Here is a 25710-nt window from a genome sequence, read left to right as displayed (position 1 = left end):
TAATTAAACTATGACTATGCCAATATTATCCACTAAACTATATATTCCCGCGCCTCGTCCTAAAGTTGTCCTTCGCCCACGCCTGAACGGGCGGTTGAACGAGGGTTTGAACCGGAAGCTGACCCTTATCTCAGCTTCCGCCGGCTTTGGTAAAACCACTTTGGTCAGCGAATGGCTCGCCGGTTGCGAACGACCGGTCGCTTGGCTATCGCTGGACGAAGGGGATAATGACCCAACACGCTTTCTGACTTATCTCATCGCCGCTTTGCGGACGATTGGGGTAAATATTGAAGAAGGCGTATTTTTTATGCTCCAATCCCCTCACTCGCCGCCGTTCGAATTGATTCTAACGACTCTCCTCAATGAAATTACCGCCTTACCAGACGATTTCGTCCTTGTCCTTGATGACTACCACGTTATTGATGCTAAACCGGTAGACAATGCCCTCACCTTTCTGCTCGAACACCTGCCGCCACGGATGCACCTGGTCATCACCACCCGCGAGGATCCGCATTTACCCCTGCACCGGTTACGAGTCCGGGGCCAATTAACCGAGCTGCGTGCTGCCGACTTGCGTTTTACCCATTCCGAATCCGCCGGATTTCTCAATCAGGCGATGGGCCTAAACCTTTCGACGGAAGAAATCTCCCTGCTTGAATCCCGCACCGAAGGCTGGATTGCCGGACTGCAATTAGCCGCAATTTCCATGCAGGGACAACAAGACGCCGCCAGCTTAATCAAATCTTTCAACGGCAGTCATCGTTTCGTGCTGGACTATCTGGTTGAAGAGGTCCTGCAACGGCAATCCGAAAGCATTCAAGCATTTTTGTTGCGCACATCTATCCTCGACCGTCTGTGCGGACCTCTTTGCGATGCCGTTCTGCTCGACCCCTCATCATCCGGGCAAGAAACGCTTAAATATCTCGAACGCGCCAACCTGTTCATCGTCCCCCTGGACAACGATCGGCGTTGGTACCGCTATCACCATCTCTTTGCCGATTTGCTTCGGCAGCGACTGCACCAGAGCACCGCCTCGTCTACAGGGAACGAGGGGAGAGACGTGGCCGAATTACACAAACGTGCCAGCGTATGGTATGGAGACAATGGCCTGGAGATTGAAGCTTTTCACCATGCTGTTGCCGCCAATGATGTGGAGCGTGCCGCGCGGCTGGTTGTAGGAGAGGGGATGCCCCTGCACCTTCGCGGCGCGGTGGCATCTGTACTTGCCTGGCTGGAGTCACTACCAACGACGGTACTGGATTCCAGGCCCTCGTTGTGGGTGATGTTCGCCTCGGTATTAGTGATTGCCGGCCAACCAACCAGCATCGAACAGAAATTACAAGCTGCCGAAGCAGCCCTGCAAGGCACTGAGCCGGACGACAAGACCAAAGATCTTATAGGACTTATTGCCGCCACGCGGGCCACGTTGGCTTCGTTAGTGATTGCCGGCCAACAGACCGGCGAGGTACAGAACCTGCAAGCTGCCGAAGCAGCCCTGCAGGGCACCGTGCAAGACGACAAAACCAACGACCTTGTAGGGCTTATTGCCCCCATGCAAGCCACGTTGTCTGTTAATCAGCACCAGGTAGAAACCATCATTGTCCAGTCGCGCCGCGCCCTGGAATATCTGCACCCAGACAACCTGCCCGTACGCACTGCTGCTACCTGGATGCTGGGGGTTGCCTACCAGCTTCAAGGAGACCGTACCGCTTCCAGTCAAGCTTATACAGAAGCCATATCTATTGGCCAGGCGATGGGGAATAACATCATCTCCATAGTGGCTACAATCGGCCTGGGCAATTTAGAAGAAGCAGATAATCAGCTCTACCTGGCTGCCCAGAGCTACAGGCGTGTTCTGCAGTTGGTGGGTGATCTGCCGTTGCAGGTTGCCAGCGAAGCGTATCTTGGTCTTGCCCGTGTATGCTACGAATGGAATGATCTGGATGAAGCTGAGCGGCACGGGCAACAGAGCGTGCAACTAGCGCGGCAGATCGAGAACACGGACAGAGTAGTTGCCTGCGAGGTGTTTCTCGCCCGCCTGAAACTTGCCCAGGGAGATGTTGCCGGCGCGGAGGCTGTTTTAGCTAAGACCGCTCAGCTCATGCGCCAGCATAACTACGTGTATCGGATGCCTGAGGTTGCTGCCGTACAAGTGCTTACATTGCTTCGCAAGGGCGATCTGGTGGCAGCCGCTCATCTGGCTCAGACGCACGAACTCCCCATCAGTCAGGCCAAGGTACATCTGGCCCTGGGAGATACATCAAAAGCACTGGCGGTGCTGGAGCCATTACGTCTGCTGGTGGAGGAAAAGAATTGGAAGGATGAACGGCTTAAGGTCGTGGTTCTATTGGCGGTAGTATACCATGCGCATGGAGAACAGGCTAAGACTGCGCAGATGCTGAGTGACGCACTGGCGCTTGCGGAGCCGGATGGCTTTATCCGTATCTTTGTCGACGAAGGAATTCCTATGGCGTGGCTATTAACTGATGCAGCTGCTCTTGGGATTATGCCGGACTATATAAGAAAGCTTCTCGCTGTATTTGAAGATGAGAGTTCGGTCTTATCCACCCAGCCCCTCATCGAGCCATTGAGTGTGCGAGAGATAGAAATACTTCAACTCATAGCCCAAGGACTCTCGAATCGCGAGATTAGCGATCGGCTTTACCTCGCCTTGAGTTCGGTTAAAGGGCACAATCAGAGTATCTTCGGCAAGCTTGAGGTTCAAAGGCGCACCGAAGCTGTAGCACGCGCCCGCGAATTGGGTCTGTTGTAGACAATACCCCCAACAGTACTTAAGTAGCTATTCTTAAAACCGTGTCATAGGTATGATTCTTGTGAGCCAATGTAGTATAGACCAAGAAAAGGAGAAAAAAATGAACGCAAACAAAAAAACGGCAAGAATTGTTGGAGCATTATTTCTAATTGCGACGGCTGCATTCATGATAGGAAGCGGGCTTTTGGAATCCGTTCTAAACAATCCAGACTATCTTAACAATCTCTATCCAAACAGAATGAAAGTAATAGCAGGAATGTTCTTTGAGCTAATTAATTCCGCGGCAGTCGTTGGTATTGCAATGTTGATGTTTCCAATCTTAAAGCAACATGATGAAGGTATAGCACTAGGGTACTTTGGTTCCAGGATTATAGAGTCTGCACTTCTTATCGTAAGTTTAATAAGCCCGTTATTATTATTAACGTTAAGTAAAGAATATATATCCGCTGGAGATACGGGTGGCTTATACTTTCAAACTATGGGGACTTTAGCGATAAAAGGGCAAGAAATAGCCTTTGAAATGGCTATGTTAGTTCTTAGCCTGGGTAGTCTTTTGTTTAATTATCTATTATATAAATCGAAGCTTATTCCACGGTTTATATCAATCATTGGTCTTATTGGATATGCAGCTTTGTTGGCAAGCAGCTGTTTAGCGATTAACGGTATTGATATAGGAATGATCCTGTATCTGCCAGGGGCATTATTTGAAATCATTTTTCCAATATGGCTGATAGTAAAAGGTTTTAATTTAACGACAGTAGATTCTAGAGCTGTAAAAGAAAGTTAAGTTTTCGGTCAGCAGGGACAAAAAGACGACGCCTCAAAACTGAAGAGGGTCGTCTTTTTGTTGTGTAAATTTATCGATTCGATTTATGATGTAAAAAATACTTGACAATAAGTAACGTTGATATTACGTTATGTATATAATATATTACTTAAAGTAAAGATTAACGGACAATCCCAACAATTTGGAGGAATTTAAATGACAAACCGCATCACCGAAACATCACCGCGTATTTTTGCAAAAGTCGCAGGGTTTGGATTACTGCTCATGGCAATGCATGCAATGTTCGCTAATTTTTTTGTTCTCGAGGGTCTTATTATACCGGGAGATGCAGCAACAACTGCAAATAACATCATTGCCAATGACTTGTTATTCCGCAGCGGAATTATCAGCTTTATAATCGTGCTTCTTCTTGATGTTGTCGTAGCCTGGGCACTTTATATTATACTCATACCAGTAAATAAGAATCTTTCATTGTTGGCGGCTTGGCTGAGGTTGATATATACCGCTATTTTTGGAATCGCCATATATCATTTTTTAAATGTATTGGAACTTTTAAGTGGTGCTGACTACTTGACGGTATTTGAAACAGATGAGTTACACGCTCAGGTGATGTTATCTATCAATGCTTTCAGCAATATATGGCTTATTGGATTAATATTTTTCGGCTTACATTTGTTAGTCGTTGGTTATTTAGCATTCAAGTCAGGCTACATGCCCAGAATTCTTGGCGTCGTGTTGATGGTTGCATGCTTTGGCTATCTAATAGATAGTTTTGCGCATTTTCTTTTATCCAACTACACCGACTACGAAGCTATATTTTTACTTATAGTTGCCGTGCCTGGAGTTATTGGGGAATTGTTTTTAGCCTTTTGGCTTTTGTTTAAAGGCCGCTCGAACCTTCTTACCTTGAATAGCGAATCGTATAGAATAAGATGAAGACCGCCGGAATTAACTGGCGGTCTTTAGATTTGTTTATCGAACCAGCTCAATAAACCTGCTTGCCGTACTGGAAAGCGGCATGTTGCGCATAGTCATAATCCCCACGTGAGAGGGCGGTATCCGCACGTCTAATTGAATCTCGAAGAGGGCTCCCTCATCCAGCTCTTTCGAAACGAATTCTCTGGTTACATAAGAGATTCCGAGTCCTTTCCGCGCAAACTCAATGAGAAGGTCTACGCTTCCGACCTCGATTTCAGGTTTGAGTTTATGGCCGTAGCTTTGAAATAATTCCGTAATGGCCATTCGAGCCCGACTATTGCGTGAGAATAGGATGACGGGGTACTGAAGCAGCATATCCAGAGATAGAACCACGTCCTTAAGCTCGGCATAACGGGCCCCCGCTACAAAGCAATCCTGCAACTGGATACTCTCCCTTACATCAAGCTGGGAATCGACGATAGGCATGCGAACCACGCCCAAATCAATTCTTCCTTCTTTTAAGAAAGCAATGATTTCCGGTGTTGTTCCGTGATTGAGGTGAAGTCTGATGCCGGGATGCCGCTTATGAAAGTCTTCCAAGTACGGAAGCAAATAATGCTTGAACAGCGAATCGCTTCCGCCGATCCGCAGCTCGCCGCTGTCCAGATTTTTAAGCGCGGCCATTTTTTCTTCGGCCAGCGAAATTAAGATCTGAGATTTCTCAATGTAGGAATATAGGATGGTACCCTCTTGCGTCAGCGCAACGCCTTTGGAATTCCGGTAAAACAAAGTGATGCCGAAGCTGTCTTCCAACTGCTTGATAGCGTGGCTGACGCTCGGTTGAGTGAGGAACAAGGCTTTGGCAGCCTGCGTCAAGCTGCCTGTCTTCGCGGCCCAATAGAAAACCTTATACAATTCGTAATTATTAGTCATAGACGTGGTCTATAGCTCCTGTGAAATATATTAATTACTTGTATGGATGATATTCGTATTATAGTGGAATTACGAAAGAGAAACCAGAGTTCTGCCGGAAGGAGATGGAAAAATGGAGCCAACCACTTTTGTTTTATTCGGAGCGACGGGGGATTTAGCCAAAAGGAAAATTTACCCCGCCTTGTATAATTTGTTTATCGATCAGAAGCTGCCGCCGAACTTCTCCTTAATCGGTCTGGGAAGAAGAGAACTGTCCGATGAAACCTTTCAGGCAAACGTCGAGCAATCTCTCCGTATGTTTTCCAGACGCGAAGCGGAAGATCCCGTTTTAATCAATAATTTCTTGCGTGCATTACGTTACCGCGTTCTGGATGTAAACCGTAAAGAAGACTACAGGAAGCTGTTGCAGCAGATTGAAGAGCGGGAAGATGAGCTTCGAATTTCGCCGAATCGCATGTTTTATTTATCCGTCGGACCCGAATTTTTTGAAACGATCGCAGCTAACATCCAAGAAAGCGGCCTTGGTTCCGCAAATGGCTGGAAGCGTCTGGTGATTGAGAAGCCATTCGGACATGATTTGCAATCCGCAAGGGATTTGAATCGGAAGCTGAGCAAATCGTTCGCGGAACATGAAATTTTCCGAATCGATCATTATCTCGGCAAGCCGATGGTGCAGAAGCTTGAGGTTCTGCAGCAGACCAATCCGATTCTTCGGGCATTGTGGACCAATCGTTATATCGCCAACGTTCAGATTACGGCAAACGAGACGGTCGGCGTTGAAGAAAGAGCGGGTTATTACGATCATGTAGGCGCCGTAAGAGACATGTTCCAAAACCATATGCTGCAATTGCTTATGATGCTCGCGATTCACCTTCCGAGCGACAGTACCTCCGAGAATGTGCGTTTTAAGAAGAAAAAGGTCATGGAAGCCCTCGAGCCGCTGGATAAACAGGCTGTTAGCGCCAACGTTGTCCGGGGGCAGTATAAAGCAGGAACCATACAAGGAAAGCCGGTAATCGACTATACTTCCGAACCGGGTATTGCCGATACCTCCATGAACGATACGTTTATTGCAGCTAGATTGCAGATCGATGATTTCTTCTGGCGGGGAGTTCCTTTCTATATCCGAACCGGCAAAAGAATGAAGGAGAAATCGACGCGGATCGTGATCGAGTTCAAAGGACCGTTAAAGCAGTCCGACTCGACAATGGAGAATAGTCAAGTTCCGAATCTTCTCGTATTTGAAATCAGTCCGAACGAAGGCATTACGCTTCAATTGAATTCGAGGAATCCGCTGCATAAAGAGGAATTCAAGCCCATTCTTATCGACTTTCATGCGAAACAAGACGATGTTCCCGAAGCTTACGAAAATTTGATTTACGACGCTTTGCTGGGAGACCCCACGTTCTTCGCGCACTGGGACGAAGTCGAACTGTCCTGGAAATGGGTTCAATCCATCTTGGAAGCATTCGAAGAGAATCTGGTTCCGCTTCATCCGTATGCAGCAGGCACTTACGGGCCTGCCGAGTCCGATGCTTTATTGGCGGAGGACGGCTATCATTGGTGGTTCGATTCCCATCCTGAACAAGAAATCGATACAAAAGAAGGAGAACAATATGCCTATCACACAAACCATTGATCAATTAGCTATCGATACGATCCGAACCTTGTCTATCGATGCCATTAACAGCGCCAATTCCGGTCATCCAGGTCTGCCAATGGGAGCAGCGCCGATGGCATACGCCCTTTGGTCCAAGCTGTTAAATCACAATCCCGGCCATGCAAAGTGGTTTAACCGCGACCGCTTCGTTCTGTCTGCCGGTCACGGTTCGGCTTTGCTCTATAGCCTCCTGCATTTGTCGGGGTATCAGGTATCGCTTGATGATCTAAAACAGTTTCGCAAGCTGAACAGCAAAACGCCCGGACATCCAGAATACGGGCACACGGATGGCGTAGATGCAACTACGGGACCTTTGGGACAAGGGATTGCAATGGCGGTCGGGATGGCGATGGCCGAAGCTCATCTGGCCTCGAAATTCAATCAGAGCAGCTTCCCGGTTATCGACCATTATACGTATGCGCTTGTCGGAGACGGCTGTTTGATGGAAGGGATCTCTTACGAGGCGATGTCCATGGCAGGGCATATGAAGCTTGGCAAATTAATCGTATTATATGATTCCAACGACATCTCGTTGGATGGGGCGCTAAACCTTTCCTTCGGGGAAAATATGCAAAAAAGAGCGGAATCGGCGAATTGGGAATATTTAAGGGTGGAGGACGGCAATGACGTTTCGCGAATTGCCGAAGCGATCGCTGCAGCCAAGCAAAACGTTTCGCAGCCTACGCTTATCGAAATTCGGACGATTATCGGTTACGGCAGCAAGGTAGCGGGAACGAACAAAGCACACGGCAATCCGCTCGGCAAAGAAGAAGCGAAGGCAACCAAGGAAGCTTATGGCTGGCAGCATGAGGCGGAGTTCACCGTTCCGGAAGAGGTCAAAGCTCATTTCGAGCAGCTTAAACAGAGGGGCGCGGCCAAAGAAGAAGAATGGAAAAAGTTGCTCGCGTCTTATAAAGCGCAGTATCCCGCTCAAGGCAAAAAGCTCGAGCAAGTCATTGGCGGTTCCGTGGTGCTTGGTGCGGCAGACATTCTTATTTTCGACGCTTCCAAAGCGATTTCGACCCGCGTAGCGAGCGGTCAAGCCATCAACCATTACGTAAAATCGGTTACTTCCATTTTTGGAGGCAGCGCCGATCTGTCTCATTCGACGATGACGGATATCAGCGGAGAGCAAACGTTCGCCGTTGAATCGTATTCGGGACGCAATATCTACTTTGGCGTCCGCGAGCATGCTATGGGTGCGGCCGGCAACGGCATGGCTCTTCATGGAGGCATAAAGCCATTCGTTAGCACCTTCTTCGTATTCAGCGATTATTTGCGCCCGTCAATTCGATTGGCTGCACTTCAAAAGCTGCCCGTGATTTATGTATTTACCCATGATTCTATTGCCGTCGGGGAAGATGGACCTACGCATGAACCCGTCGAGCATCTGGCAGCGCTGCGCACCATCCCGGGACTTACGGTCATTCGGCCGACCGATGCCAACGAAACCGCAAGCGCATGGGCGTATGCCTTGCAGCAAAATGAAGGACCGATAGCCCTGGTGCTGAGCAGACAGAACCTGCCGATATATGAAGCAACCAAGGCCAATGTTAAAGGAGTAGCCAAAGGAGCTTATGTCCTAACGGAAACCGATAATCAGCCGGATATCATCCTGATCGGAACCGGTTCGGAAGTTTCCCTGGCCGTGAATGCAAAAGCCGAGTTAGAGAAAGATAATATTTCAGTAAGAGTCGTTGCTATGCCAAGCAGAGAACTTTTTGAACGGCAACCGGCATCCTACAGAGAATCCGTTCTTCCGCCTGCCATTAACGAACGCGTATCCGTCGAAGCAGGTATTTCACTCGGCTGGGAACGTTATGTAGGTCCGCATGGACAGGTGCTCGCCATCGATACTTTTGGCGCTTCGGGATCAGGCGTCGAAGTCATGGAACATTTCGGATTCTCCGTAGAAAATGTCGTTCGGCTATCGAAAGAAGTACTTGCATCAAAAGGAAAAAAAGCTTAACGTAATTGTCAGTCAGTCAATTAACTACATTAAATTTATGGAGGTAATCAAAATGAAATTTTTCATCGACAGCGCGAATGTAACGGATATCAAAAAAGCTTATCAAGTTGGGGTACTGGCCGGAGTTACGACGAATCCGTCATTGGTGGCCAAAGAAGGCGTGAAATTCGAGGACCGCATCGAGGAAATTTTGAAATTAGTGCCCGAAGTGGAATCCGTTTCCGCCGAGGTCACGCCCGATGCGATTACGGCTCAGGATATGATTGCCCAAGCGGAAGAGCTAATCAAGATTAACAATAGCGATAAGAACATAACGATCAAGCTGCCGATGACATTGGCGGGACTGGAAGCGTGCCGGTATTTAACCAAGAAAGGCGTCAAAACGAACGTGACCCTGATCTTCACCGTGAACCAAGCCTTATTGGCTGCGCGGGCTGGAGCCACTTACGTTTCGCCGTTTCTTGGACGGTTGGACGACATATCTGAAGACGGCGTGCAATTAGTAACCAAAATCGCGGAGTTGTTCCGCGTCCACAATCTAGATGCCCAAATCATCGCCGCATCCGTTCGTCATCCCGATCACGTCACCCGGGTAGCCATGGCAGGTGCTCATATCGCAACGGTGCCATTCAGCGTTATCGAACAAATCTCCAAGCATCCGTTGACGGATCAAGGGCTAGAGAAATTCGCCGCGGATTGGGTAAAAGCGGTCAAGAGCTAAACATACGGGAGAAGGAAGTAACCGGACAGGAATGACAGGGAGGTAGTTATCTTGACAAAACAGCAAATAGGCGTGGTCGGCTTGGCCGTCATGGGTAAAAATCTAGCCTTGAATATCGAAAGCAAAGGATTCTCGGTCGCTTTATATAATCGTTCGCCAGAGAAAACGAATGAACTTGTGGCAGAAGCGCAAGGAAAGAATCTTGTCGGCACATACAGCATCGAAGAATTCGTCCAATCGTTAGAAACTCCGCGTAAAATATTGATCATGGTAAAAGCGGGAGCGCCGACGGACGATACCATTAATCAGCTCGTGCCGCACTTAAGCCAGGGGGATATTCTAATCGACGGCGGTAACGCCTTTTTCCCCGATACGCAAAGAAGAAATAAAGAACTGCAGGCAAAAGGATTCCGCTTTATCGGCGCGGGCGTTTCGGGCGGGGAAGAGGGGGCGCTGAATGGCCCGTCGATCATGCCGGGAGGCCAAAGAGACGCTTATGAGCTGGTAGAGCCAATCTTGACTGCCATTTCGGCTAAAGTAAACGGCGAACCTTGTACGACCTACATCGGTGCAGACGGCGCTGGCCATTATGTCAAGATGGTTCACAACGGCATCGAGTACGGCGATATGCAGCTTATTGGCGAAGCGTACCACTTGCTCAAGGATGTATTGAACTTAAATACAAACGAGCTGCACGACATCTTCTCCGAATGGAACAATGGCGAGCTGGATAGTTATTTGATGGAAATCACGGCCGATATTTTCGCGAAGACGGATCCGGCTACAGGAAAACCGATGGTGGATGTCATCCTCGATTCCGCAGGGCAAAAAGGAACGGGCAAATGGACAAGCCAAAGCGCACTGGATTTGGGAGTTCCGTTGTCCATTATTACCGAATCGGTATTTGCGCGGTTTATCTCCGCGATGAAGGATGAACGCGTGGCCGCAAGCAAGCGGCTGACTGGCCCTGCGGCATCCAGCTATGACGGAGATCCTAAAGAATTCATCGAGGCCGTTCGCAAAGCTTTGTATACCAGCAAAATCGCTTCTTATGCGCAAGGCTTCGCGCAAATGAGAGCCGCTTCCGACGAGTACGCCTGGAATTTGAACTACGGCAGCATTGCGATGATTTTCCGCGGGGGATGCATTATCCGCGCAAGGTTTTTACAAAATATTAAAGATGCATATGACCGGGACCCGGCTTTGAAAAACCTGTTATTGGACGAATACTTCAGCGGAATCGTTAAAAACTATCAGGATGCTTGGAGAAAAGTCATATCGATTGCCGTAACCAGGGGGATTCCGGTTCCCGCCTTTGCTTCCGCTTTAGCATATTACGACAGCTATCGTACGGAGAGATTGCCGGCAAATTTACTGCAAGCGCAACGGGATTATTTCGGGGCGCATACGTTCGAGCGGCTTGATCAAAAGGGAAGCTTCCATTTTCAATGGATGGAAAATAACAATTAACATAATAAAATATTAGTGTGATAAACAGAGCAGTCAAATACGAATTTGTATTTGCTGCTCTTTTTTATTGTAAATATACTGGTTGACACACTATCTACTAAAAGGTAGAATGGCAACATGAACAAAACCAAAAATACTGCAGAGACTATTTTGGATACTGCTCAGTCGATTGTTCAGGAATTCGGGTTTAACGGTTTCAGCTATGCGCACATTGCAGAAAAAGTAGGGATTCGTACAGCCAGTATTCATTACTATTTCCCTAACAAGGAGGATTTAGGAGAAGCTCTAATTGCGCGATACCACAGAAATTTTATTTCTGCGACTGCTCAAATCGAAACCGAGACACGGGACAGTTTGGAAAAACTACGCAAATTCACTTTAATTTACAGTGCTCCTGTTCAAAATTATTGTACTTGTATGGGTGTCATGCTTGCTACTGACCTTGCTACTTTATCAGGTAAAGTTCAAGAAGGATTAGCTCAGTTGTTCAATGCTAATCTAGAATGGTTGGAACAAGTGTTGGATCAGGGGCGGCGTGAAGGGCATCTAAACTTTGAAGGTGCCGCGAATGTGCAAGCCCATCAATTTCTTGCTTCGCTGCAAGGTGCGCAATTACTTGCAAGAAGTTTTCGGGATTTAAGTAGGTTTGACATGATTGCCGATGGATTAATATCCGCTTTAACTAAATAAAGGCGGATATTCTTTTCGAATAAAATCTACCTTTTAATAGATAGGCAAAGTGAATGGAACGGAGGTGAGAAGAGATGTTGTATGAGCTGCGAATTTATGATGTCAATCCAGGCAAGATGAAGGTTATCCAAGAAAGGTTCAGAGATCATGTTATTCAATTATTTATGAAACATGGCATGATAGTGACGCATTTCTGGGAGGATTTGAACGAAGCCAATAACCGCCTTTATTATATTTTTGAGCATGCCAATATGGAAATGCGCAACCTTAACTATGATCGTTTCCGCAATGATCCTGAATGGATTGAATTAAAACGAATTACGGAACTAGACGGACCGTTAGTTAACAAGCAAGAAAGCTTATTTATGAAAAACGTAGCATTTTTCGAAAACAAATAAAAATTATACAAGATGAAATGGAGTAAATAAATGAAAGACTTGACCATTGACGTTTACATGGATACGATTTGCCCCTGGTGTCGTATGGGAACAACCAGTCTGCGAACCGCTTTGAAACAATTGCCGGCAGGCACGAAGGCAACCGTTCGCTGGCATGCTTTCCAGCTTAACCCCGGTATTCGTCCTGAAGGAGAAGATTATCGCCAGGTTATGATCGGCCGATTAGGCGGGACTGCGCAATTCGAAGCAAGAATGAGGCAGTATAGCGAAACCGGTGCACAGTTCGGCCTTACATTTAACATGGATATTGTGAAATATACGCCGAATACGACTTTATCCCATCAGTTAATCGCGATTACGCCAGAGGACTTGCAAGAGCAATTGATCGAGAAGATCTACGCGGCTTTTTTTGAAAAAGGCATTAATATCGGTGATGTGGATGAACTTGTGCAAATAGCAAGAGCAAGCGGGGTCACTGACGATGCTGCTGAACTCAAAACGCGGCTTACTCAAGGCGATGGACTTGAAAAAGTTGAATTAGGACAACGCAACGCGCAAAAGCTGGGAATCAGTGGGGTGCCTTACTTTGTCATCAACGAGACGGTCAGCCTATCCGGTCTACAATCTCCTAGTGAATTTATAAGCGTGTTTGAAAATAGTTAAGCTGCTGCAATGTATTACGGAACTGTATCAAGGCCATATTATACGTGCTTGCTGGTAATTTATCCGCTTGCGGATATTGACTCGGCTGACAATAAATAAGTTTGGAGCGATACAAATGGGTATATTTCAAAAACTATTTAAAAGGGAGACTAATCAAATGTCAACAAAAGTAAATTTAGCGGTCATCTATTACAGCTCTAACGGAACGAACTACCAATTGGCTCAATGGGCAGCGGAAGGAGGTCGTCAAGCCGGCGCAGAAGTAAAAATTCTTAAAGTAGCGGAGACAGCGCCGCAATCCGTTATCGATAGCCAACCATCTTGGAAAGCTCATCTTGAAGCAACCAAACAAGTCCCTACCGTGTCTTTGGCGGACTTGGAATGGGCAGATGCGATAATCTTTAGTATGCCGACCCGATTCGGTAATCTTCCGGCTCAACTGAAACAATTCATCGATACGACGGGCGGTCTTTGGGCCCAGGGCAAAACGGTGAATAAAGTCGTGAGTGCCATGACTTCCGCTCAAAATCCGAATGCGGGACAGGAACAAACGATACTTCAACTGTACACTTCAATGTATCACTGGGGTGCGATCGTGGCAGCTCCTGGATTTACTGATCCATCGGTATTTGTTGCCGGAGGCAACCCATACGGTACAAGTGTATCGGTGGATCAAAATGGAGCGATGAAGGAAGACGTGCGCGCTGCTGCTGAACATCAAGCAAAACGCACCGTATCGGTTGCTAAAGCGGTGAAAAACGGTTTAGGACAATAAGAGCGACAAGGAGAAACAGCATATGAGTATTCAGGGGAAAGTATTTGTGATAACCGGCGGAAGCAGCGGCCTCGGGAAAGCTATGGCGATTGAAATGGTCAATCGTGGAGCGAATGTAGTTATCAATGGTCGCCGAGAACAAGAGTTGGCTGATGCTGCAAAAGAAATCGATCCTAAAGGAAAACAAGTGCGGTTTGTTGCCGGTAATGTTGCAGATTCTAAGACCGCGCAACGCTTGATCGACGAAACCTTGGCTCACTATGGACGCATCGATACACTGGTTAATAATGCCGGAATCTTCATGTCCAAGCCGTTTACGGAGTATTCGGAAGAGGACTTTGCAACGTATTTATCAACTAATGTCGTCGGCTTCTTCCACGTTACCCAACGTGCGATGGCGGAGATGCTGAAACAAAGTACGGGACACATCGTTACCATCACGACAAGTCTGGTTGACCAACCGTCGGCTGCCGTTCCTTCCGTACTCGCCTCGTTGACGAAGGGCGGTCTACAATCGGCGACGAAATCACTTGCGATTGAGTATGCTTCCAGAGGGATTCGCGTGAATGCAGTTTCACCGGGGGTAATCAAAACGCCAATGCACGCTGTTGAATCACACGATGCTCTAGCTAAACTGCATCCTATGGGACGCATGGGCGAGTCGCATGAGATCGTCGAAGCAGTCTTATATCTAGATTCAGCCAACTTCGTAACGGGCGAGGTCCTTCATGTTGATGGTGGACAAAATGCTGGTCACTAAGCACATATAGCAGCAAATTCACAACAGCAGATTCACAAGGGGGAGAAGTATCCATGCCGATCGTTACGATCCAAGTGACCCGCGAGGGCTCCGTACCAGATCGTCAGTCTGTTACGGCGGAAGAAAAGGCGGCGCTCATTAAAGGGGTCAGCGAGCTTCTGCTCAACGTTCTGAACAAGCCGTTAGAATCTACCTTCGTAGTTATCGAAGAGGTTGACACCGAGAATTGGGGTTGGGGCGGACTACCTGCGTTGGAGTATCGCCGGCAGCTTGCCGCTAAGATAAAGTAATCCTCACTTTAATATTCCTATAAAATCAAATCCAGTGCCGTGTTGGCACTGGATTGTTTTTATTCGCAAGTATAAGAATATTTTGACGAAAATGGGGGATTATATTTGTCAGTGCTTTCTTGGGAGGGCCTATCCAATGAAAAGGTTTAGGAAATGGATGCGTAGTAAACGGGGGTATCCAAATATTCCGGAGGTTCATTCTGAAGAGGATAAGAACTCCAGTTTAACCTCTGACTTAGAACAAAATGAGTTGATTTTTCAAAGGTTATTCCACAACAGCTCCGATATCGTATTCCGTAAAGTTCGGCTGGCTGGAAAAAATCATTGGCTTGTCATGTACCTTGCAAGTCTAGTTGACGAAAAGATAATTGACGAACATATATTAAAACCATTGATCTCTAATAGGACAAAACAAAATGATCGGGTAAGCGAAAAAACAGAAGCTCTTGATGATCAATTTATCTCCTTAGGGACGACGAGTATTACATCCAAAGTGACGAATATTGTTCGACAATTGTTAAATGGTCATGCAGCCGTTCTTACCGTAGGCGACGGCGATGCTATGATGGTCAAGGTTACCGGCACGCCGCAACGAAGTCTTGAAGAACCTTCTTCCGAACCGGTCATTCGCGGTCCTAGGGATGGATTTATCGAGAACATTTCAACGAATATGGGTCTAATACGCAAAAGAATTAAAACATCCCGACTAAAAATGGAATCCATTACTCTTGGGGAGCTTACACAAACCCAAGTCGTCATCACTTATATCGTTGGCATTGTTTCCGAATCTGTAGTTGAGGAAGTTCGAAAAAGGGTATCTCGGATTCATATTGACGGGATCCTCGATTCAGGCTATATTGAGGAATTTATCGAAGATTCTCCTTTCTCCCCTTTTCCCCTAGTACATAGCACAGAGCGGCCGGATGTGGTAGCCGCAGAGCTATTAGAAGGGAAAATAGCCATTCTTGTCGATACCAGCCCATTTGTATTAATTGTTCCCATGACATTTTGGGCTGGAATGCAGGCAAGCGAGGATTACTATGTTCGCTGGCCCATCGCAACTTTTGTTCGGTGGATTCGATTCCTTTTCATCATTATCGCAATATTTGCTCCTCCCCTATATGTTGCGATTACGACCTTCCATCAGGAAATGATTCCGACTAATCTCGTCCTGAGTATTGCTTCGTCTAGGGAGGCTGTTCCTTTCCCGGCCGTAGTCGAAGCCTTATTAATGGAAATCATATTTGAGGCATTGCGGGAAGCAGGGATTCGTTTACCCAAACAAATAGGACAAGCGATAAGTATTGTAGGGGCATTGGTCATTGGACAAGCGGCTGTGCAGGCAGGAATTATATCCGCTCCGGTGGTCATTATCGTATCGATCACGGGCATTGCAGCGTTTACGATTCCACGATATAGTTTTGCGAATGGAATCCGATTACTGCGGTTTCCGATATTATTCTTGGCTGGTACGCTTGGACTTTATGGCATTGTACTTGGATTTCTGAGCATTTTGTTACATGTCACATCCCTTCGTTCGTTCGGCGTCCCTTATTTTACCCCAGTAGCCCCGCTTACAATCAGTAATTTGAAGGATGTAATCCTCCGGGTACCTGTATGGGCTAAAACTCGTCGTCCACAAGCAACAGGATCTAACAATCCGTTTCGTGAACCGGCAGGTCAAAAACCAAGTCCAAGCCAAGGGAAGCGATCATCAGAATGAAAACATTCCTATACATCGGCTTACTATTTACGGTATTCACCACAAGCGGTTGTTGGGATCGTACGGAGATTAATGATCTTGCCTTTATTGCGGGTACGGCATTTGACATAACGGATGATGGGCAATATATATTATCGCATCAGATTGCAATCCCTTCTCAGGCGGCACCGGGGGGTGGAGGAAGCGGCCAGCCAGAGAAGTTTTTCGTTATGTCGGCTGTTGGAAAGACTATTAATGAAGCGTTCTACAGACTTCAGAAAAGAAGTTCACGCAGGTTGTTTACCGCGCATCGCAGCGTTATTTTTATAGGTGAATCGTTAGCCAAACGCGGGATTCAAGATATTCTCGATGTTTACACCCATGAATCGAAACAACGATTAAAAACCTATATCATGGTTGTTAAAGGGGGAGAAGCGCGAAGTCTTCTGAAAGTTAAATACCCCTTTGAACAAGTTCCCAGCGAAGCAATCAAGGAAATGGAAGGTTTAAGAAGCGAGTTGGCGGTTACATTGCGAGACTTTTTTTTAGCGTCGTCAAGTGAAGGGATCAGTCCCTTTTTGGGAGTCATAATGCCTGTGGGTTTATCAGAAGGAATAAAAGAAAACAAAATATTCATGCTTGCCGGAACAGCCATTTTTAAGGATTTCAAATTAGTAGGTTTTCTAAACGAGAATGAAACAAATGGATTTCTTTGGGTTACAGATAGAATGAAGTCTGGCAGAATCAACGCCAAATTACGTGAAGGTGATGGAACAGTGGGGATGATTCTGGACAATGCAAACCGAAAAATCACCCCGGAGATAAGCGGTGATAAGATCAAATTCAAGATTCAGCTGGAAGGGGAAGGAACTATCTGGGAAAATAATACCCCGTTGGATATCGGTTTGCCGAAGAATCTTAGACTTGTGGAAAAAGCAATGGAGAAATCGGTCGAGAAACAAGTCCTGGATACGTTATCCAAAGTCCAGAAGCGGTACAAAGTAGATAGTGTGGGTTTCGGCCAAGAAATTTACCGTAATAAGCCGAAACAATGGAAAGTGTTGAAAAAACAATGGGATCATAAGTTTCAGGAGGTTGATGTTTCCATTACAGTTAAGCTAAATGTAATAGGAAGCGGGATGGCAGGCGCTCCTCTACAATTGAAGGAAAAGGAGATCATAAAATGATCGTCCAAATCGTGGGATATGTATTTTTGTTGGTTGTATGGTCTTTTGTTAGAATTCCATCCTTGCTGAGTATGCAAAAAAACAAAGAAGCAGCGGTATTCGGCGGTTTAATGGGAGTATCATTAATTATCGGTTCCTTATTAATTGCCCGGGTTGACATACCGAGCACGGTTGTCCCGTTCAAAATTATTTTTGAACCTATCGGAAAAATGCTTTTAAAGAAGTGAATTGTCCGCTTTTCTTTTTATAGTGTCTATCATGAGAAGTGACAACGGTATGAGGCTTTGCGTGATAAAACCCACGCTCGGGTAAATGAAAGCAAGATAAGCTTGAAGCTCCGCGCCACTTTTGAAAACGCAAGCCGATCCAATGATGGACAAAAGCGTTAGCGGAGCTACGATATCACGATAATTTCGGATCCCGAAAAGCTGGCTAATACAAAGGCATAATATAAACAACGATACACATACTTTCACAAAATTCCCCATCACCCACACCGCAACAGCGATGGCCTCCAGACGTTCAAATGAACCTTCAATACCTATATATTGCATGAGACTTAAAAATGAATAGGTCAGTTTACCCGTTAATGTACCGAGGACCATAATCGTAAGTAATACAATGATAAATATTAAAATGGAAATGCTGAAAAACGCAATCAGCGAGACCTTGCGAGCCTTTTTCGGCTGAGTCAAATAAGGAAGGAGCCATCCCAATATAAACACTTGATTCATGAATGCTCCTGCTGGAATGACAGCTCCTTGCAATACCGGCAGTATTCCCTCTCCTAAAACTGGCTTTAGCCGGACGGGATCTGCTTCCCCAATCGCCAGAATCAAGATCGGAATCAAAGCAACCAAGATCAATGGTGTAAGAAACTCATTACATCTTCCAATGACCTCAATCCCAGCAATAACGGCTATACCGCATAGGATCAATAATGACAGACTTCCTACTATGGTCGGACTTTTTGGTAATAGAAGCGTTTTTATAAAAAAGGTATGCTGTATGGTAAGAACCGAAATAGAATGAAACCAAAAATAAATGTAATAAAACCCCAAACATTTTCCTAACCATTTCCCGATGATTTTTGAACCGTATTGGGTAATCGTCAAACCCGGATAACGATTGGCGAGCGTAGTCAACGCCCACAGAGTTAATAAACCTGTTACAGTAGAAGGAATCACGGATATCCAACCATTCTGCTTTGCAATCATCACCGTCCATCCAGGAATGGTTAAGACGATGGTGGAACCGATAAAAGTAAATATTAATAAGCCTAGCTGATTTCCCGTGATTTTTTCCGTTGTCTGCATCTTCACGCTCTCTCTCCTTAACCTCACAGAGGTGTTCCAAGTATTGGCTTATCGTTATCCATTTATTCGCTGCTAAATAATTCTTTACCGATCGTTCTCAATATGCTAAGATCTAAACGAAGGAGGAGTATGAAGTGGCCAGAACCAAGGAATTCGATGAGGATGCGGTGTTGCTTAAAGCCATGAGGTTATTCTGGGAACAGGGCTATGAGAAGACATCCATGATGGACCTAGTCTCGCATATGGGGGTTCACAAGAGAAGCTTGTATGACACCTTCGGCGATAAGCATTCCTTGTATATGAAGGCGTTAAACCGATACAGTGATACGATTGAGCAATCGATTAAAAGCAATATGAATGGCGCCCGTACTGCTGAGAAAGCTATTAGGCTGCTGTTAGAAGCGGCAATCAGGCAGGAAGAGGATGAGCTTCCTAAAGGCTGCCTGATGGTAAATACAGCAGTGGAGTTGGCCCTGCATGATTCCGAGTCCAGAGCGTGGGTCAATCAGAGCATGAATGGTTCAGAACAATTGATACGCGGGCTTATCGAGGCAGGTCAACAATCGGGTGAACTTGACAAGACGCTCAATGCGGAGCAGCTATCTTTTTATTTCCATAATGCATTTACCGGATTGCGGGTTATGGCGAAGACGTCAGACGACAGAGAGAAACTAAAACAAATTATCGAAACAACAATGTCTATTTTGAAGCACAATTAATTTTTTTGATTATTCGAGAACGGTCGTTCTCAATAGAAACAACCGAAGAGTCGAACAATATTCATCGACTAATGGTCGACAAAGGAGAAATGGGATATGGGAAAATTGAATGGGAAAGTAGCTTTAATTACAGGGGGTAATAGCGGTATTGGTTTGTCAGCCGCAAAATTGTTTGTGGCAGAAGGCGCAAGGGTCGTAATAACCGGCCGCAACCAGGACACGTTAAACGCGGCAGTGGAGGAGCTTGGTGCCACCAACGCTCTTGCCGTTCAGGCAGATGCTTCCGATCCAACGAGCATGGATAAAGCTGTGGCCATGGGAGTTGAAAAATTCGGCGGTCTGGATGTGGTTTTCGCCAATGCAGGTATTACAGGTCATTCACCGGTAGGAGGGACAGAGGTTTCCGTTTTTGAGGAGGTACTCAAGATTAACGTTACGGGGGTCTTCTTCACTGTTCAAGCATCTTTGCCTCATCTGAAGGAGGGTGCTTCGGTGATCTTAGTCGGCTCGGTGCTTGCAAAGGCAGGTAGTCCGGGATGGTCGGCATATGCGGCGAGCAAAGGGGCGGTAACCAGTATGGCAAGAGTGCTCGCTTCCGAATTGTCGCCTCGAGGCATTCGAGTGAACACCGTCGTGCCCGGAGCAACGCGGACGCCCATTTGGGGGGAAGCTGAAAAGTTAGCTCAAATGGAGTCCGTACTCAACCTTTCGATTCCGCTGAACCGTTTAGGTGAACCGGAGGAAGTAGCCAATGTCGCGTTGTTCCTGGCCTCGGATGATTCCTCTTATGTCCAGGGTGCGGAAATTAGCGTAGACGGAGGCGCGGGCTCATCCCCGTTCGGCGCTCCAATTTATCGTCAAGATTAAGGGTATTATATAAAAAGGAGAGATTTTCATGAGCAGAGTATGGTTTATTACGGGAACATCCACAGGATTTGGTCGTAAATTCGTAGAGCAATTGCTTCACACGGGCGACAAAATTGTTGCTACTGCGCGCAATATAGAATCGATCGCCGACTTAAAGGAAGCGTCGCCGGACAATGTCCATATAGCGGCATTGGATGTCACCAATAAAGGCCAAATCCAATCAGCCGTTCAAGAATCCGTTGAAAGATTCGGACGGATCGATATTGTAGTGAACAATGCCGGTTACGGACTTTCCGGAATGATCGAAGAATACACGGATGAACAAATTAGACAACAATTCGATGTCAACGTCTTTGGTATGTTGGATGTCATTCGCGCGACCCTTCCCGTCTTCAAGAAGCAGGGAAAAGGACACTACGTCAATATTTCATCCTTTTTTGGAACCTGGTCGATGCCGCCGTTCAGCCTATATTCCGCATCCAAATTTGCTGTGGAAGGTTTCTCGGAAGCTATGGCCATCGAGCTTGCGGGATTCGGCATCAAGACGACTATTGTTGAGCCTTCCGTGTTCGAAACCGAATTTTTGGGACATTCGCTGCAGCAAACCGAGAAAAAGCCTGAATATGCACCTGTCTATGATGCCTATTACAAGGGTGTTTCTTCGTTGAAATTAGGCGACCCGGCCAAAGGCGTAAAGTCTATAATAGCAATGATCAACAGCGAGAATCCACCGCTTCATTTTCCGGTCGGCTCTTTCGCATCCCATAGTATCCGGGACGCATTTACCAAAAGAATTGAAGAAATTGTTGCATGGGAAAAGTTGTCGGCCGAAGCGGATTAAATTCACTGTGCTGCATATGGTCTATGTTTAAAATAAAAACAGCAGTTCAAAGGCCACTTTGACTGCTGTTTTGTTTTTGTATGTGACCAGTACGCTTTGATACTGAGAGCCACGAATAAATAGAGATGGCCTTGGGAAGAATATCCAAGATAATGGCGGCCATTTGAAAAGGATGTATTTACACTGAATACTGAACCTAAGAACTATGATGAATTAAAAAAACTATCCGAACAATCGGATGATTTCAAATCGACAACGATTTCACTTCCCAATCAAGAAGTAAGCATTTCATATTACAAAACTTTAATTGATGAGAAATTGCTGCAGCATCATTTGATTCTTGCAATGCAAAATCGTGCTTTGGATTCCGAATTAAAGGAAATCGAGGATATAAAGGCCTGGATTCCAATTGAAAATATAGAGATTACCGACCAGGTAAAAATCATTCAATCGAAACTGCTGAATGGATGCGCGATTGTTCAACTTCATGAAAATGACCAAAAATGTGCCCTGGTGAATTTAGCTAATAAAGAAGGTTTACGAAAAAATAACGATACCGAAAATGAATTTAGCGTTGTCGGACCAAAAATCGGGTTTATCGAGGATATCGATACAAACATCCGTTTATTAAGAGCACAAATCAAAATTCCAAACTTAATTGTGAAAGAACTTACGATCGGAACCGTTTCAAAAACAAAAGTAGCTATTATATATATCGATGGGGTGACAAATGAACAGAACATTCAAACCGTTGAGCAAAGGCTTACGAATTTAGATTTCGAAGTCATATTTGATTCCTCCATACTGGATCAAATCATGTCAGACAATTCTATGACGCCGTTTCCATTGTTTCTAAGCACGGAACGCAGGGACCGAGTGGTATATGCGCTTATTAGCGGGCAAGTCGCGGTCATTAGCGACGGATCGCCTTATTTTATTACGGGACCTTCTACGTTGTTTGATTTTTTTATTTCCCCGGAAGATTATTATTTGCCATGGATTTTAGGTTCTTTTTTTCGCCTGATTCGAATCATAGGTGTCATTTTCTCGCTGTTTGCCACGTCCATGTATGTTGCGATAACCACTTTCCATTACGAAGTAATTCCAAATGATTTGCTGGGACCCCTTATTTTTTCCAGACAAAACGTTCCGTTTCCTCCCATTATCGAAGTGTTATTTTTGGAGATTACGATCGAATTCCTTCGAGAAGCCGGGGCCAGATTGCCGGCAAAGATTGGCACTTCATTAGGTATTGTCGGAGGCATTATTATCGGTCAAGCTGCGGTAGAAGCAGCTTTAACAAGTAATATTTTAATTATTATTGTGGCCTTATCGGCGTTAGCTTCGTTTGCGACGCCGATCTATAAGATGTCGAATACGATACGATTTTTACGTTTTCCCTTCATCATACTATCGTCGATATGGGGCGGATTTGGCATGTTTATCGGAATGGGTTTCCTGCTCGTACATATCAATCGTTTAAAATCGTTAGGCAATCCTTACACAGTTCCGATTTTTCCTTTAAGGATCAAGGATCTTAAAGACAGTTTTTTACGTTCACCTTATCAAATTCTGAATACAAGACCTCACTATTTAAGACCAAAGTCTTCATTAATGTATACTCCTAAACCTGTTAAACGGAAAAATGACTTTGATCATGAATGAACTTTGAGAAAGCGGGACGCTATGTACAAGACAAAATTTTTCCTAGTTCTCGGTTTATGTGCAGTTTTATCGGCTTGTGCCGATCGAAATATTGTGAATAAGATTGAACTTGCTCAAACATTGGGCCTCGACTCCGTTAGGAATGGCATCAAAAGCGCTGTTCTTATTGCTCGATATAAAGAAAGGGGACAGACGGAATTACGACTTATGGATACGGCATCCAACTCCATCTATGACATCATTCCAAGACTGAATACGAAGACTAAAGCCCCTGTCGAATATGGACAACTAAAAATGGTGCTATTCGGAAAAAAGTATTCCGAGAAAGGGATTATAGCTGAAATCCATAGCTTAGGCCGCGATCCTAAAATTTCAACGCGCCTTCAGCTTGGAGTCGCGGATCGGGACGCTTCGGAGCTGTTGGAAATGATCCAAAAATCGCAAGAACCGTTTTTTTTATCGGATATGATCGAGCAAAATAGGAAGAACGGAAATTTACCGTTGATGAATCTTCATGTATTATTGTTCAATTTATACGGACAAGGACGAGATCTGTTTTTACCGTATTTTAAAATAGAACGCGGAAAAATAAAAATCGATGGTCTGGCTTTATTTAGGAATGATAAAAAGATAACCGAAATCAGCATTAGGGACGCTTTCTTGTTAAAGATACTCATAGAAAACTCGAAGAACGGAAGCTACATGGTTCCAATTGCAGGAAGGACATCGAATCAAAATCCTGAGAATTTTGTTTTATTGAGAAGTATTAACTCGAAGGCAAAATATATCGTGAACAGAGTGGAACCGATCCCTTCTATTACAATCCGCATAAGTATGCAAGCGGTAGTGGCAAATATCCCGAACTGGATTGATTTGAGATCGGAAGGCCAGCTTAGAGAGCTTGAAAAAACAACGAGTGCATATCTCGAAAAAAAAATCGAAAAATTTCTATGGTTATGTAAGAAAAATAAAGTTGATCCAATCGGACTAGGTGACTTAGTTAGAAGTCAGTCTAAGAAATGGAGTGCCCAAGATTTTGAAGATGTTTATTCGGAAATAAAAACTAAAATAAGCGTTCAGGTTAAAATGGTCCAGCATGGTATAGGTGAATGATTGACTGGAAGGGACTGATCGGGAAGGTGCTTCGTGTATGAAAAATCCTATTCATGAAAAATACTTGATATCTCCATTCTTCATTGTTTTTCCTATGTATGTCAGTATGGTCGGGGTGGGAATTCTAAGTTTCCAACATGAATTGATTCATGATGCGGGATATAATTCATGGATCTCTATTCTTTTAGTGGGGATTAGCATACATTTGATCTTATGGATGATATATAAAATTTTATCTTCCAATCAAGAAGCTCCGGATGTAACTTCTATCAACCATACATGTTTCGGGAAAATTGCGGGGAACATATTAAATTTCGCAATTGTTGTTTATTTTTATTTCGGAGCTTTCATTGAATTTCGAGCGTATATTGAAATTATTCAAGTCTGGTTGTTTCCCGAAATGAATATTTTGCCTATAAGTTTCATTTTAGTTCTGTTTATTTACTATACTGTGAACGGCGGGTTTCGATCCGTAACAGGATTAAGCTTTTGGGGATTGGTAATTACACTTATTCTTATTGTTCCACAGGTTTTATCCGTTTTGCCGTATAGGCATCCGCTAAACTTGTTGCCTCTTCTTAACCATTCCATAACCGACATCTTCATCTCTTCTAAAAACATGCTGTTTCAATTCATGGGAATTGAAGCGCTTCTCCTCTTTTACCCATTTATTAAAACACCGGCAAAGTCTCAAAAATGGGCGCATTTATTGGTATTATTTGTTACATTTTTATATTTGGTCACGACGATCTCTACGTTTATGTATTACAGTGAAGGTCAGCTGCAACACGTCCTATGGCCAACGCTTAATATGCTCATGGAGATTGAAGTACCTATCCTTCAAAGATTGGAATACTTCTTCATTTCGGTTTGGGTGATAAAAATAATCGCAAACATCTCTCTGAGCTTATGGGTAGCATCCCGCGGAATGAAAAACGCTTTGCAGATCAGACCACGCGCGAGCCTGATTGTTTTTCTAGCCGGGTTCCTAATTTTAGAGTTTTTTGTGAATGACCGCAGCAGTATCCGATCGATTACCGAGTTTTATTCGACCGTCGGACTTTATTTTATTTACGTATATATCCCGTTTATGTTCGTAGTTACTCAGATAAGGAAAAAAGTCCAGGCAAAGTTATCCTGATCGAAGATAACTCTGCGGGCTTTCTGAGTTTCCAGTTTAGAAAACAGAGTGGTTCCGATTGTAGAGGGTATGATATAATACTAATTATTTAATGATTGGAGCTGAAGAGAATAATGTGATTTTTCTTGCTAAGAATAAAACAATAAAAGCGGTATTATTCGCATGTTTTATTTTTAATGGGCAAGAAAGTTACTAAATTCTTTTCACTCAAAAAATATATCCTTATCTATATAGACGGCAATAAAGAAGCCGTTATATCTATATCTTAATGCAAAGTCGATCAATAATTTTCATCGGACTTTTGCTTATTTCGTCAGTAAAGCCTTTTACTGCAGTTCTTATCTCGTCTACG

24 protein-coding genes are annotated in these 25710 nt (G+C 45.0%); 22 read left to right on the top strand and 2 right to left on the bottom strand.

Features of this window, described 5'->3' with window-relative positions:
• Nucleotides 1-10 precede the first annotated feature (10 nt).
• From E2980_RS21140 to E2980_RS21130, 3 genes are all read left to right on the top strand, one after another.
• Entirely contained in the window at nucleotides 11-2773 is a 2763-nt protein-coding gene (locus tag E2980_RS21140) for a winged helix-turn-helix domain-containing protein (RefSeq protein WP_135154216.1), read from the top strand.
• A gap of 100 nt (nucleotides 2774-2873) precedes the next feature.
• Nucleotides 2874-3560 carry a DUF4386 domain-containing protein gene (locus tag E2980_RS21135; protein ID WP_135154215.1) on the top strand — a complete coding sequence of 229 codons (687 nt, stop codon included), beginning with the start codon at nucleotides 2874-2876 and terminating at the stop codon, nucleotides 3558-3560.
• 195 nt (nucleotides 3561-3755) lie between these two features.
• A complete protein-coding gene (locus E2980_RS21130; RefSeq protein WP_135154214.1) occupies nucleotides 3756-4496 on the top strand; it encodes a DUF4386 domain-containing protein in 741 nt (246 codons plus the stop codon).
• A 36-nt stretch (nucleotides 4497-4532) separates the two neighbouring features.
• On the opposite strand, the gene E2980_RS21125 is transcribed toward E2980_RS21130, so the two are convergent.
• The gene (locus E2980_RS21125; protein ID WP_135154213.1) at nucleotides 4533-5411 is read right to left on the bottom strand and encodes a LysR family transcriptional regulator; all 879 of its coding nucleotides are present in this window, start codon (nucleotides 5409-5411) and stop codon (nucleotides 4533-4535) included.
• A 112-nt stretch (nucleotides 5412-5523) separates the two neighbouring features.
• Between E2980_RS21125 and zwf the strand changes: the two genes are divergently transcribed.
• The 13 genes from zwf to E2980_RS21060 all read left to right on the top strand — a co-directional run bounded on the left by zwf (nucleotide 5524) and on the right by E2980_RS21060 (nucleotide 17923).
• Entirely contained in the window at nucleotides 5524-7050 is a 1527-nt protein-coding gene (gene zwf / locus E2980_RS21120) for a glucose-6-phosphate dehydrogenase (protein ID WP_135154212.1), read from the top strand.
• A complete protein-coding gene (gene tkt, locus E2980_RS21115) occupies nucleotides 7034-9040 on the top strand; it encodes a transketolase (RefSeq protein WP_135154229.1) in 2007 nt (668 codons plus the stop codon). The genes zwf and tkt overlap by 17 nt, the downstream gene beginning before the upstream one ends.
• Nucleotides 9041-9092: 52 nt before the next feature.
• Nucleotides 9093-9761 (top strand): fructose-6-phosphate aldolase, encoded by a 669-nt coding sequence (gene fsa, locus E2980_RS21110; RefSeq protein WP_135154211.1) that lies wholly within the window; start codon nucleotides 9093-9095, stop codon nucleotides 9759-9761.
• A 51-nt stretch (nucleotides 9762-9812) separates the two neighbouring features.
• Nucleotides 9813-11231: an NADP-dependent phosphogluconate dehydrogenase gene (gene gndA / locus E2980_RS21105; RefSeq protein WP_135154210.1), complete on the top strand. Its 1419-nt coding sequence runs from the start codon at nucleotides 9813-9815 to the stop codon at nucleotides 11229-11231.
• 117 nt (nucleotides 11232-11348) lie between these two features.
• On the top strand, nucleotides 11349-11921 hold the full coding sequence (locus tag E2980_RS21100) for a TetR/AcrR family transcriptional regulator (RefSeq protein WP_135154209.1): 573 nt from the start codon (nucleotides 11349-11351) through the stop codon (nucleotides 11919-11921).
• A gap of 74 nt (nucleotides 11922-11995) precedes the next feature.
• Nucleotides 11996-12319, top strand: coding sequence for an NIPSNAP family protein (locus E2980_RS21095; protein WP_135154208.1), 324 nt, complete (start codon nucleotides 11996-11998; stop codon nucleotides 12317-12319).
• Nucleotides 12320-12349: 30 nt separating this feature from the next.
• A complete protein-coding gene (locus E2980_RS21090) occupies nucleotides 12350-12982 on the top strand; it encodes a DsbA family oxidoreductase (RefSeq protein ID WP_135154207.1) in 633 nt (210 codons plus the stop codon).
• 115 nt (nucleotides 12983-13097) lie between these two features.
• A complete protein-coding gene (gene wrbA, locus E2980_RS21085; protein ID WP_135154206.1) occupies nucleotides 13098-13757 on the top strand; it encodes an NAD(P)H:quinone oxidoreductase in 660 nt (219 codons plus the stop codon).
• Nucleotides 13758-13779: 22 nt separating this feature from the next.
• Nucleotides 13780-14517: an SDR family NAD(P)-dependent oxidoreductase gene (locus tag E2980_RS21080; protein ID WP_135154205.1), complete on the top strand. Its 738-nt coding sequence runs from the start codon at nucleotides 13780-13782 to the stop codon at nucleotides 14515-14517.
• Nucleotides 14518-14570: 53 nt separating this feature from the next.
• On the top strand, nucleotides 14571-14807 hold the full coding sequence (locus tag E2980_RS21075) for a tautomerase family protein (RefSeq protein WP_135154204.1): 237 nt from the start codon (nucleotides 14571-14573) through the stop codon (nucleotides 14805-14807).
• Between the two features lie 136 nt (nucleotides 14808-14943).
• Entirely contained in the window at nucleotides 14944-16530 is a 1587-nt protein-coding gene (locus E2980_RS21070) for a spore germination protein (protein ID WP_135154203.1), read from the top strand.
• Nucleotides 16527-17696: a Ger(x)C family spore germination protein gene (locus E2980_RS21065; RefSeq protein ID WP_135154202.1), complete on the top strand. Its 1170-nt coding sequence runs from the start codon at nucleotides 16527-16529 to the stop codon at nucleotides 17694-17696. Before E2980_RS21070 ends, E2980_RS21065 begins: the two co-directional genes overlap by 4 nt.
• Nucleotides 17693-17923, top strand: coding sequence for a hypothetical protein (locus tag E2980_RS21060; protein WP_135154201.1), 231 nt, complete (start codon nucleotides 17693-17695; stop codon nucleotides 17921-17923). The genes E2980_RS21065 and E2980_RS21060 overlap by 4 nt, the downstream gene beginning before the upstream one ends.
• On the opposite strand, the gene E2980_RS21055 is transcribed toward E2980_RS21060, so the two are convergent.
• Entirely contained in the window at nucleotides 17912-19012 is a 1101-nt protein-coding gene (locus E2980_RS21055) for a GerAB/ArcD/ProY family transporter (protein ID WP_240703128.1), read from the bottom strand. The two genes, E2980_RS21060 and E2980_RS21055, sit on opposite strands and share 12 nt — an antisense overlap.
• A 134-nt stretch (nucleotides 19013-19146) precedes the next feature.
• Between E2980_RS21055 and E2980_RS21050 the strand changes: the two genes are divergently transcribed.
• The 6 genes from E2980_RS21050 (at nucleotide 19147) to E2980_RS21025 (ending at nucleotide 25358) form a co-directional block, all read left to right on the top strand.
• Nucleotides 19147-19731, top strand: coding sequence for a TetR/AcrR family transcriptional regulator (locus tag E2980_RS21050; protein ID WP_135154199.1), 585 nt, complete (start codon nucleotides 19147-19149; stop codon nucleotides 19729-19731).
• A gap of 96 nt (nucleotides 19732-19827) precedes the next feature.
• A complete protein-coding gene (locus E2980_RS21045; RefSeq protein ID WP_135154198.1) occupies nucleotides 19828-20598 on the top strand; it encodes an SDR family NAD(P)-dependent oxidoreductase in 771 nt (256 codons plus the stop codon).
• 28 nt (nucleotides 20599-20626) lie between these two features.
• The gene (locus E2980_RS21040; protein WP_135154197.1) at nucleotides 20627-21439 is read left to right on the top strand and encodes an SDR family NAD(P)-dependent oxidoreductase; all 813 of its coding nucleotides are present in this window, start codon (nucleotides 20627-20629) and stop codon (nucleotides 21437-21439) included.
• Nucleotides 21440-21622: 183 nt separating this feature from the next.
• Nucleotides 21623-23104 carry a spore germination protein gene (locus E2980_RS21035; RefSeq protein ID WP_135154196.1) on the top strand — a complete coding sequence of 494 codons (1482 nt, stop codon included), beginning with the start codon at nucleotides 21623-21625 and terminating at the stop codon, nucleotides 23102-23104.
• Nucleotides 23105-23125: 21 nt separating this feature from the next.
• Nucleotides 23126-24217, top strand: a complete 1092-nt coding sequence (locus E2980_RS21030; protein WP_135154195.1) for a Ger(x)C family spore germination protein — start codon at nucleotides 23126-23128, stop codon at nucleotides 24215-24217.
• 37 nt (nucleotides 24218-24254) lie between these two features.
• Nucleotides 24255-25358, top strand: a complete 1104-nt coding sequence (locus E2980_RS21025; RefSeq protein WP_135154194.1) for a GerAB/ArcD/ProY family transporter — start codon at nucleotides 24255-24257, stop codon at nucleotides 25356-25358.
• The last annotated feature ends 352 nt before the right edge of the window (nucleotides 25359-25710 follow it).

This window comes from Cohnella luojiensis (assembly GCF_004564235.1).
Classification (GTDB): Bacteria; Bacillota; Bacilli; order Paenibacillales; family Paenibacillaceae; genus Cohnella; species Cohnella luojiensis.
Note: the sequence above shows the minus strand (reverse complement) of the source record. Positions and strands in the feature narration are given on the sequence as shown.

Excerpts from the sequence above, each read along its gene's own strand:
- E2980_RS21095 (WP_135154208.1), top strand. The coding sequence starts at position 11,996 with ATGTTGTATGAGCTGCGAATTTATGATGTCAATCCAGGCAAGATGAAG.
- E2980_RS21055 (WP_240703128.1), bottom strand. The coding sequence starts at position 19,012 with ATGCAGACAACGGAAAAAATCACGGGAAATCAGCTAGGCTTATTAATA.
- E2980_RS21030 (WP_135154195.1), top strand. The coding sequence starts at position 23,126 with ATGTACAAGACAAAATTTTTCCTAGTTCTCGGTTTATGTGCAGTTTTA.
- fsa (WP_135154211.1), top strand. The coding sequence starts at position 9,093 with ATGAAATTTTTCATCGACAGCGCGAATGTAACGGATATCAAAAAAGCT.
- E2980_RS21125 (WP_135154213.1), bottom strand. The coding sequence starts at position 5,411 with ATGACTAATAATTACGAATTGTATAAGGTTTTCTATTGGGCCGCGAAG.
- E2980_RS21090 (WP_135154207.1), top strand. The coding sequence starts at position 12,350 with ATGAAAGACTTGACCATTGACGTTTACATGGATACGATTTGCCCCTGG.
- E2980_RS21070 (WP_135154203.1), top strand. The coding sequence starts at position 14,944 with ATGAAAAGGTTTAGGAAATGGATGCGTAGTAAACGGGGGTATCCAAAT.
- zwf (WP_135154212.1), top strand. The coding sequence starts at position 5,524 with ATGGAGCCAACCACTTTTGTTTTATTCGGAGCGACGGGGGATTTAGCC.
- E2980_RS21040 (WP_135154197.1), top strand. The coding sequence starts at position 20,627 with ATGAGCAGAGTATGGTTTATTACGGGAACATCCACAGGATTTGGTCGT.
- E2980_RS21135 (WP_135154215.1), top strand. The coding sequence starts at position 2,874 with ATGAACGCAAACAAAAAAACGGCAAGAATTGTTGGAGCATTATTTCTA.
- wrbA (WP_135154206.1), top strand. The coding sequence starts at position 13,098 with ATGGGTATATTTCAAAAACTATTTAAAAGGGAGACTAATCAAATGTCA.
- E2980_RS21140 (WP_135154216.1), top strand. The coding sequence starts at position 11 with ATGACTATGCCAATATTATCCACTAAACTATATATTCCCGCGCCTCGT.
- E2980_RS21075 (WP_135154204.1), top strand. The coding sequence starts at position 14,571 with ATGCCGATCGTTACGATCCAAGTGACCCGCGAGGGCTCCGTACCAGAT.
- E2980_RS21025 (WP_135154194.1), top strand. The coding sequence starts at position 24,255 with ATGAAAAATCCTATTCATGAAAAATACTTGATATCTCCATTCTTCATT.
- E2980_RS21130 (WP_135154214.1), top strand. The coding sequence starts at position 3,756 with ATGACAAACCGCATCACCGAAACATCACCGCGTATTTTTGCAAAAGTC.
- E2980_RS21065 (WP_135154202.1), top strand. The coding sequence starts at position 16,527 with ATGAAAACATTCCTATACATCGGCTTACTATTTACGGTATTCACCACA.
- E2980_RS21100 (WP_135154209.1), top strand. The coding sequence starts at position 11,349 with ATGAACAAAACCAAAAATACTGCAGAGACTATTTTGGATACTGCTCAG.
- E2980_RS21080 (WP_135154205.1), top strand. The coding sequence starts at position 13,780 with ATGAGTATTCAGGGGAAAGTATTTGTGATAACCGGCGGAAGCAGCGGC.
- E2980_RS21045 (WP_135154198.1), top strand. The coding sequence starts at position 19,828 with ATGGGAAAATTGAATGGGAAAGTAGCTTTAATTACAGGGGGTAATAGC.
- E2980_RS21060 (WP_135154201.1), top strand. The coding sequence starts at position 17,693 with ATGATCGTCCAAATCGTGGGATATGTATTTTTGTTGGTTGTATGGTCT.